Origin of the sequence: Lactobacillus sp. ESL0261 (assembly GCF_003693025.1) — a bacterium.
GTDB classification, from domain to species: domain Bacteria; phylum Bacillota; class Bacilli; order Lactobacillales; family Lactobacillaceae; genus Lactobacillus; species Lactobacillus kullabergensis.
Window position 1 is genome coordinate 132,665 of the sequence record NZ_REHN01000009.1, and the last position, 9,107, is coordinate 141,771.

A 9,107-nucleotide genomic window follows, 5' to 3' on the forward strand; every position below is an offset into this window, starting at 1 on the left:
TATTTTTTCATAGGACGAATAATCGCGGTACCACCTAAGTTCCGCACCAAAAGTGCGACACTCATGCCCCTTAACGCGGATAGCAAACGTTAGATTTGTTCCAGGCTCAGTTCACAACCTATTTTTCAAGTCTTGCACCTTCCGACTCTTCTCTATAGAAAAACAAAATTGCTACTAGTTCCTGATCTTTATTTTTTGACCAATAATGATTATAATTTACCACAATGAATAAAAAAAACAAGGGGAGAAAGTTTTTGAACAAAACAATTCAGACAAAAAGAGACACCATAGTACCTGCTACAATCTTTTTGATTGCTTATGCAGCTTGGGCAATTTTAGTTGCTTCCGAAAACCAGTTTATCCAAAAATTTGATCAAACTGTCATAAATATTATTTGCAATAACAATCCTGCAGTAATCAAATTTGCTACAACATTTACCAATTTAGGCAATACCAATGTAATTATGATTGAAACAATCATCTTGGTAATTGTTTTAGCATTTTGCAGAAAATTTGCTTATGCGTTTTTTTCCGCCGGAACAATGATTGCGGCTAATGGTTACAACTGGATCATCAAACACGCAATAGCTCGTCACAGACCGCTTACCCACCACCTTGTGGCAGCTCACGGATATAGTTTCCCATCTGGTCACTCTGTTGGCAGTGCCACTTTATTTGGAATTTTGATTGTTTTAACAATTTTATTAATAAAAAATAAAGCCACTAAAACTGTATTGTGCATCATTTGGGCCTGCTTTCCAATATTAATTGGTTATACAAGGATTTTCAACCACGTTCACTACCCTTCTGACGTAGTTGGCGGGTTTTTAGAAGGAATCGCATTTCTTTTAATCGGATATTCCTTCCTTTACCATTATTACTTAGAAAATCAAAGAGCACAAAGTACTATTTATTAACTAAAAAAGAGTTCTTATCAATTAGTGATAATTCGAACTCTTTTTTGCTACCTTAATTTAGAATTTTAGCTCAGTCAATTGCTAAGCGATTAATGACATCTTGATATCCAGGGCACTGTTTTAATAAATCTGACTTTTTAAGCATCTCAAAGTCATGATAATCAAATCCTGGTGAAACAACACAGCTTACTAAACAAAAACTGTTTGGTTTAGTAACTTCAGATGCAAAAATGGTGTGTTTGGGAACTTTAAACTGCATATATTCTCCAGCTGAAACATTTTTGCCTAACTTTACAGCAGTGTATTTACCTTCTGGAGAAATACAATGAATAGTAATCGCTTCTCCATCGTGGTAATACCACATTTCATCATGGTTCAGTCGGTGAAAGTGAGAACAACTGGTATCATCAAGCAAAAAGTAAATTGAAGTGTAATAAAATCGATTTCCATTGCTGTCTTCATCATAAAATTTTTTGTCACTAGTATAAACTTGCCTGAACCAGCCACCTTCCTGATGGGGTTCAAGTTTTAAACTTTTAATATAATCGTTGTGTTGCATTTTTTCTCCCTTGTAAAAATTTGAATAATTAAAACTACTTTCTTCAAATCTAGCCTATTTTTGTCAGAATGTCATCTAAAAATTAATTTCATAAAGTAAATAGTTACTATAGTTTAAAAATAAAACTAATATTGTAAATACTTTATATTGGTAGGTACTATTATTTGAAATCAATTATGAAGCAAGTCAAAAACTAAAAAAATGGTATGGTTCCAAAATTTAAGAAACATATCTTTTTTTATTTTCAATTAAATTTTATACCAAATAAATTTGCCTCATTTTGCTCTTAAAATCACTCGGTAAATTCAGTCCTTTAATCAGGTAATTATCAAAATCCCCATAATTTTGCCTAATGGCAGAAAAATACCGTTCTAAATATGACTTTTGAACCGTTAAAGCTATAGCAACATCTTTTAATTGTGAGCTTGTTAATTGGTCTCTTAGGTAGTCCAAAATTTCCTGATTTTCCTGCTTGCGCGCCTTAATAGTTTTTAGATAATCCGTTAAGATTTGATCATCACTTACTCCCAGGCTTTTCAAAATTAAAGCTGCTGCCACTCCTGTGCGATCTTTGCCTGCAAAACAATGAAATGCTGTCGGAACAGGATCATTTATGAGAGTCATTAAAAATTGATGGTAGCCATTTTGAGCAGATTTCTGTAAAGCTAATTCTTCATAGGTGGTAAGCATATCTTCTTCAGCCTGATTATTACCAGAAACAATTTCATCAACACTGGCTTGATTAACCTGAGCATCTTTTAAAACATCAATTACAACATAATCTAATCCGGACCACAAATAATCCGGAAATTGTTTTCTTTCTTCCTCGCCCCTAAAATCAAAAACTCTCTTAATTTGATATTTATCTTGTACTTGTTCTTTTTGATAAGGAGTCAAGTTATACAATTGTCCACATCTAAAAAGTAACCCGTCTTTTACTTTTCTTCCTTCAAATCCAGTGTAACCACCTAAGGAACGCCAATTAGTAATTTCCCTTGCCATTTTTTTAATACTCCAATTACTTATTAAGTTTAATATTATTTATTATAATTTTTCAGGCAAATTATTTCTACTAATAAAAAACCTGCTGGCGAATAAACCAGCAGGTCTGTTATAAATCGAATTACTAATTAGCTTTCTCTTTGCTTTTATAAATACAGTTAAAAATAACAGATATTAATATAGCAACAAGCGAAACGAAGTAAACCCCTTTTAAAGCACTAAAAAGTACTTGCCTTAATTGTGGAATTAAGGTCGCAGATAGTTCTTGGGCTTTAGCCGATGAAACTATTTTGTTCATCATGTCTGGTGTTAAATTCGGATGTTTTGCAAGTTGATGTGCCACCACAGTATTGAAGGTAATACCAAAAATGGAAACCATCATAGTCTGACCTAAATACCTCATTAATGTGTTAAAGGAAGTGGCAACACCAATATTTTCTTTAGAAACTAAAACCTGTGACCTAACCTGTGATGCGGTTAGAACTCCACCAAAGGAAAAGCCATTAAGCGTTGCTATGACGCAAAATACCCAAAACGGAGTATGAATAGGAACAAGCAGTAACATACAATCAGCCACTAAAAGAACTGTAAGCAATCCAAAGAAGGTTTTTCTTACACCCCAGCGACTTAGCATGCCCCCGATCAAAAATGAACCTACAACCCACATAACAGAACTTGGAGTTACGGCAAAACCTGCTATTGTAGCAGAAGTTCCGTTAATGCCCTGCATCCAAGTTGGAATATAAAACTCAAAGCCAATTACTACCCCTGCTACAAGCAGAGTAATCATATTGACAGCCAAGAACTCTCTGCCCTCGAGCATTGAAAGTGGCATTATCGGGTCAGCGGCACGCTTTTCTTCATGATAAAAGATAATTGTACTAACGATGATTAAAGCAACCAAAGCCGCTAAAATAAGCGGTTTAATGGTGCCAAGATCTTGTAATGTAAACATTAAGGTCAAAAGCAAAACAACTAGCCAAAATGTTCCTTTAACGTCAAGTTTAGTCTTTTGCTTATTCTTCGGTTCCTTAAGGAAAAAGATTATTAATAAAAGTGCAATGATACCAATTGGCACATTAATGTAGAAAACCCAGTGCCAAGAAAGATTTTGCACAATAAAGCCACCAAGTAATGGAGCAATGACTGAAGCTACGCCCCAAAAACCAGAGTTGAGACCCAGCATTTTTGTTCTTTTTTCCAGACTATATAAATCCGCAATTATGGTCATCGCAACTGGTTGAACAGCTCCAGAACCCAGTCCCTGAATAACACGGAATAAAATTAGTTCAACCATATTCTGAGCCTGACCACAAAGAGCAGACCCAATCACAAAAAGAGCTATTCCAAATAGAAAAATTGGTTTACGACCAAAGCTGTCTGCTAATTTGCCATATAAAGGAGTTGACACAGCAGTCATAAACAAAAATATTGAAACAACCCAATTCATAATTTCTAATCCATTCAGATCGGAAACAATTGTCGGCATTGCAGTAGAAACGATTGTACCTTCGATGGCGGTCATAAATGTCGTCATAAAAATCGCAATCATTACTACTCGTACATTTGTCTTCTTCACAATTACAACTCCTTCATTAGCTGCTTAAATTATTTATTTTCATGAACAAAATTTAAAAGATCTTGAACTTTGTCCGTTTGCTCCCATGGTAAATCAATATCTGTTCTGCCAAAGTGTCCGTAAGCTGCTGTTTGCTCATAAATCGGCCGCCTTAAATTAAGCATTTTAATTATCCCAGCTGGGCGCAAGTCAAAGACTTTACGTACTGCTTTTGTTAAAAGTTCATCACTTACTTTGCCGGTTCCGGCTGTATCAACCATAACTGAAACTGGATGGGCAACGCCAATTGCATAAGCTAATTGTACTTCACAGCGATCTGCCAATCCTGCAGCCACGATATTTTTAGCCACATATCTGGCAGCGTAACTGGCACTGCGGTCAACTTTTGTCGGATCTTTTCCTGAAAATGCACCACCACCGTGGCGAGCATAACCACCGTAAGTATCAACAATAATTTTACGTCCAGTCAATCCTGAATCACCTTTAGGTCCACCAATAACAAAGCGACCTGATGGGTTAATCAGGAACTTGGTCTTTTCATCAAGGTATTTAGCAGGTATTACCTTTTTAATTGCCAAATCAATCATAGCTTGACGAATTTCTTCGTTTGAAACCTGATCATCGGTTTGTGTTGAAATAACAACGGTATCTACACGTGTTGGTTTTTGTTTTTCATCATATTCAACAGTCACTTCTGCCTTAGCATCAGGTCTAAGCCAAGTTAAAGTACCATCTTTACGTAGCTTGGCAACCTGTCTCATCAAACGATGGGCAAGCGAAATAGGCAAAGGCATTAATTCAGGCGTTTCATTGATTGCAAAACCAAACATTAAGCCTTGATCTCCCGCCCCAATTTGATCAAGCTGATCTTCGTCAGATTGATTTTCACGCGTTTCAAGAGAATGATCAACGCCTTGAGCAATATCAGGTGATTGTTCATCAATATCAATTAAGACGGCGCAATTATTGCCATCAAAACCAAGTTCTGGTTTATCATAGCCAATTCTTAAAACTGTCTTGCGAACAATTCCTTGAATATCAACATAAGCACTGGTTGATATTTCACCAAAGACATAGACAATGCCAGTATTTACGATGGTCTCACAGGCTACATGAGCCTGTGGGTCTTTGGCAATAATAGCATCCAAAATTGCATCAGAAATTTGATCAGCAATCTTGTCTGGATGACCTTCAGAAACAGATTCTGAAGTAAACAAACGTTTTTCCATATTAGTCCCCCTATAGACAATAGCTATTCGGTTACAAGGCATCTCCATTTAAGGATCCTCTCAGGACTTGAACCGATTTTTTAAAATTTCCGTTCTATGTTCTTATATATTATATTGATAATAAAAAAAGCTACCGTATGTTCGGTAGCCATAGAACGATGGAGGATACAGGGCTCGAACCTGTGACCTCCTGCTTGTAAGGCAGATGCTCTCCCAGCTGAGCTAATCCTCCAAAGTGACCCGTACGGGATTTGAACCCATGTTACCGCCGTGAAAGGGCGATGTCTTAACCGCTTGACCAACGGGTCATTATTCTGAATCAAAGCACATTCAATAGTATACCTATTCTGAAAGAAAATGCAAGGATTCAATTTATTAAATCAATAAATAATGGCGGCGCGAACTTCCCTTCACACCACCATTATTATGGAGGATACAGGGCTCGAACCTGTGACCTCCTGCTTGTAAGGCAGATGCTCTCCCAGCTGAGCTAATCCTCCATTTTGTTGTCATCTCTCGACCACTCTTAATAATTTAGCATAAGTTTCTATTTATGTCTACATTTTTTTGAAATTTTTGTAGGATTCTGTTAATTAATATTAATTTCTATGAATTAACTAAACTTTTTTCAATTCTTTTTTATATTAAAGAGTAAGGATATAACTAGATCGGGTGAAGAATGCTTGACTACTATTCAAGAAGTTGTTGGATCAAGTATGACAATCGGAGTTTAATCTCTATGTATTTTTCATCTTAATTTTGGGGAGTATGATTGAAAATTTTATATCGAAAGTTTAAATCTCTCACATTCCATTAAAAATTTTTATTTTCTGATAAAAGAGTTTTCTTATACATTTGTTAGATTTTATCCTACTTCAACTTTTTTTAAAAAAGTACAATATATTTTGATATTGAAAAATTGTCACTTAAAATAATCTATTCTTGTATCTTCTATAATAATTATTTATACTAGAATTAAAAAAAAGCATCACATGAAATTTTTTAATTTAATTATATAAAGTTTTTGTTACATTAAAAATCTTAAATATAAAGGTTCATATTTTGTCCATAACGCCAGCGACATTAAACCTATGGTAGTAAATCTTTGGGAGGAAGTAATGGGTAATCAAAAAAAAACCTTATCATTTTTAATAACAAGCTTATTCATCTTTTCTTTGATAGGATGTTCAGCTGATGATACGAACAAATCAGGTGATAAAGGTGGAAGTAACAATCGACAAAGCAAAAAAGTAGTAATAGAGAAAAATACTGCTAAAGCAGTAACACTGTCGGCGGGTACTCATAAAGTCGGTAAAGAGATTAAACCAGGGCGTTATGTAATTAAGGCCGTCTCAGGTAGTGGCAATCTATTTTCACGAAACAGTCCTAATGATCGTAATATAAATGTCATTTTAGGGCCAACTGAGGATGATACATGGATGAAACTTTCTTCGTACACCACTGACTTAAAAGCAGGAGAAAAGATAAAGATTGACGGAATTGAATCAACAAAACTAATCCCAACTCCAGACAAACGTATTTTTAGAAAGATAATAACCCCCGGCAGTTGGACAGTAGGTAAAGATATCAAACCTGGCGATTATACTATTAAAGCTGTACGAGGAACTGGAAACATATTCTCTGACAATGGTGAAGATGACATTAATGAAATTTTAGCAAAGCACCCTGATAAAGACTACGGCCAGGTATCAAAAATTCATGTTGAATTAAATAAAGGTGAAATAATAACTTCTGATGTTCCTAAAATAAAATTAGTAGAAGACTAACTACTAAAATCACAAGCATTATAGAAGCCAAACCTATTTAATTTTATTAATTCATTTAATTCGTTTATAAAACATAACTTTAGGGGTTTTATTCCATTAATTTGATTGATGAAAAACATTTTAAAAAGAAAAGACAATTCAATTGATCTTATTATTAATGAAAAAAGACTAATTTAAATTTATATTATGTTTTTAGTCCTAAAATTTTGATAAAAATTAACATAATTTCTTTAAGGCTTGAGTCCGGTATTCATTCGGAGTCAAGCCTTTTGGTCTGTCTTTATTTCTTTCAGTGTTATTACGCAATTTCTTTAGTTAGTTCTTGCAGATTATGGTACTTATATTCCTGGACGTAAAACATTTTCGTTTTAATCAAGCCAAGAAGTTCTCCACTATCCGCTCGTGCATTGTATTTCATTTGCGCTACACGTTTTGAATAATGCCATGTAAATTCAATACACTCTGATAAATCGAATTTTTGATATTACACTGTATGGAAATCACAAGCATTTAAAGCCTGATGTTTAGGAAAAATTTTATCCAACATTGACACTACCAGTTCCATATTAAGATGCCCTGAAATTGAGTAGGAATCTATATCGCCAACATAGCCATCCAAAATGGTTGACAAATAAATCATTTGTCCCCTAAGATGAAATTCAGTAATATCCGCGTACTATTTCTTATTTGGTCTTAAGTAAAAGCAGCTGAGTTTAATTAAATTAAGTGAAATCTTACCAACTATATGGCAAAAACAAGAACACTTACACCAATTTCATTTATTGGCTTTTAAACCCTAAGCCCAGTTCGTTCATATTTCTTCTGACCACTTTAACATTAGCTGGCCAGCCATCTTTAATTAACTGCAAGGCAATCCTACTCTATCTTCAATTTTAAAGATATACTTGTTGGTGTTATATTTGTTTATTTTTCTTAATTTTGCAGCTACTTGAAAAAACTTAACTTGATCACTTAATATGAAGTCATTTAAACGTTTTTACTGACTCTAGGTGAAACAACACTATTAGCACTAACAATACCTTGAGGCTTGGAATTTTGAACACTATTTTTAGTCTTTTGAATGCGTTTGTTATTATATTTTAGCTAATTAGTCTTGGTCTTTAAATCAGTATAAAAATAATCTTTAAATCCATGAAGCTTAGAATAAACGCTATTTTCATCTAATGAAACTAACTGTTTTCTTCTTTACATCGTCATAAAATGAATAGCTGATTTTGTTGCTTGATTTAAAATAAGGTTTTCCCGCCACGACAAAAGATAATTTGGCTTCGTAATCTGATGTAGGACACATAAGTTTGTAACACAATTTATCTAAATTTGTGTTTTATTATAATTTTAAAAGAAACAAGATCTCACGAACCATAACAAGTTTCATTAAAACTCACATTTATTTCTCTTCCACAAATGTTGTAAATAAAATTTTACTCTAACATTTTAAAAATTTTGGAATAAATGAAAAAGAATTTCATTTCGAAAGTTTAAGGTCTACACATGAGGTTCTCCTATAATTTAAGAGCGACAAATTAGCACACTATTGCGCCATGGATTGACTGAATGCTAGATAAATTAATTCAAAATTCTAAGAAATTGCAAAAGTACCGGATGAAATAAAACAGAACGTCGAGCCGTTTTTTATACTTTTATGCCGTGCGAAAGCATAATAAAAGCTTGTAACAGTTGATATTACAAGCTTCTTATTACTATTAACGGAGTGTGAGAGATTTGAACTCTCGATACAGGATTAACCCATATACATGATTTCCAATCATGCTCCTTAAGCCACTCGGACAACACTCCAATTTAAACTCCGGCTGTCAGACTCGAACTGACGACATCTTGATTAACAGTCAAGCGCTCTACCAACTGAGCTAAGCCGGATTGCTAAAAAGCACGGCAGCGTCCTACCCTCGCAGGCAGTCTCCCACCAACTACTCTCGGCGTGAAGAAGCTTAACTGCTGTGTTCGGCATGGTTACAGGTGTTTCCTTCTTGCTCTTGCCACCGTACTTTTTCT

The 9,107-nt window shown here is 34.5% G+C and carries 7 protein-coding genes, 5 tRNA genes, 1 rRNA gene and 1 riboswitch; of the genes, 2 read left to right on the plus strand and 11 right to left on the minus strand.

All coding sequences use genetic code 11. The annotated features are described in order from the left end of the window. Nucleotides 1-224 precede the first annotated feature (224 nt). A complete protein-coding gene (locus F5ESL0261_RS06765) occupies nucleotides 225-917 on the plus strand; it encodes a phosphatase PAP2 family protein (protein WP_122052671.1) in 693 nt (230 codons plus the stop codon). A gap of 70 nt (nucleotides 918-987) precedes the next feature. Here F5ESL0261_RS06765 and F5ESL0261_RS06770 read toward each other — a convergent pair whose 3' ends face one another. The 7 genes from F5ESL0261_RS06770 to F5ESL0261_RS06800 all read right to left on the minus strand — a co-directional run bounded on the left by F5ESL0261_RS06770 (nucleotide 988) and on the right by F5ESL0261_RS06800 (nucleotide 5,786). Next, nucleotides 988-1,476, minus strand: coding sequence for a cupin domain-containing protein (locus F5ESL0261_RS06770; protein ID WP_122052672.1), 489 nt, complete (start codon nucleotides 1,474-1,476; stop codon nucleotides 988-990). Between the two features lie 255 nt (nucleotides 1,477-1,731). Further along, a complete protein-coding gene (locus tag F5ESL0261_RS06775; RefSeq protein ID WP_122052673.1) occupies nucleotides 1,732-2,478 on the minus strand; it encodes a tyrosine-protein phosphatase in 747 nt (248 codons plus the stop codon). Nucleotides 2,479-2,602: 124 nt separating this feature from the next. After that, nucleotides 2,603-4,057, minus strand: a complete 1,455-nt coding sequence (locus F5ESL0261_RS06780; RefSeq protein WP_122052674.1) for an MDR family MFS transporter — start codon at nucleotides 4,055-4,057, stop codon at nucleotides 2,603-2,605. A 29-nt stretch (nucleotides 4,058-4,086) separates the two neighbouring features. Continuing rightward, nucleotides 4,087-5,286 carry a methionine adenosyltransferase gene (gene metK, locus F5ESL0261_RS06785; RefSeq protein WP_122052675.1) on the minus strand — a complete coding sequence of 400 codons (1,200 nt, stop codon included), beginning with the start codon at nucleotides 5,284-5,286 and terminating at the stop codon, nucleotides 4,087-4,089. Further along, a riboswitch (SMK box riboswitch) is annotated at nucleotides 5,284-5,364 on the minus strand. It overlaps the preceding gene by 3 nt. A gap of 81 nt (nucleotides 5,365-5,445) precedes the next feature. Then, a tRNA-Val gene (locus tag F5ESL0261_RS06790) sits at nucleotides 5,446-5,518 on the minus strand. Between the two features lie 4 nt (nucleotides 5,519-5,522). After that, nucleotides 5,523-5,594 (minus strand) — tRNA-Glu (locus tag F5ESL0261_RS06795). A gap of 119 nt (nucleotides 5,595-5,713) precedes the next feature. Then, nucleotides 5,714-5,786, minus strand: a tRNA-Val gene (locus F5ESL0261_RS06800). A gap of 618 nt (nucleotides 5,787-6,404) precedes the next feature. Here F5ESL0261_RS06800 and F5ESL0261_RS06805 point away from each other — a divergent pair. After that, on the plus strand, nucleotides 6,405-7,073 hold the full coding sequence (locus F5ESL0261_RS06805; protein WP_122052676.1) for a hypothetical protein: 669 nt from the start codon (nucleotides 6,405-6,407) through the stop codon (nucleotides 7,071-7,073). A 484-nt stretch (nucleotides 7,074-7,557) separates the two neighbouring features. Here F5ESL0261_RS06805 and F5ESL0261_RS10125 read toward each other — a convergent pair whose 3' ends face one another. The 4 genes from F5ESL0261_RS10125 to rrf form a co-directional block, all read right to left on the minus strand. After that, nucleotides 7,558-7,713 (minus strand): hypothetical protein, encoded by a 156-nt coding sequence (locus tag F5ESL0261_RS10125; RefSeq protein WP_158595203.1) that lies wholly within the window; start codon nucleotides 7,711-7,713, stop codon nucleotides 7,558-7,560. Nucleotides 7,714-8,801: 1,088 nt separating this feature from the next. Continuing rightward, nucleotides 8,802-8,891, minus strand: a tRNA-Ser gene (locus F5ESL0261_RS06810). Between the two features lie 8 nt (nucleotides 8,892-8,899). Further along, nucleotides 8,900-8,972, minus strand: a tRNA-Asn gene (locus F5ESL0261_RS06815). Between the two features lie 10 nt (nucleotides 8,973-8,982). After that, nucleotides 8,983-9,099: ribosomal RNA gene (gene rrf / locus F5ESL0261_RS06820) — 5S ribosomal RNA — on the minus strand. Nucleotides 9,100-9,107: the final 8 nt, after the last annotated feature.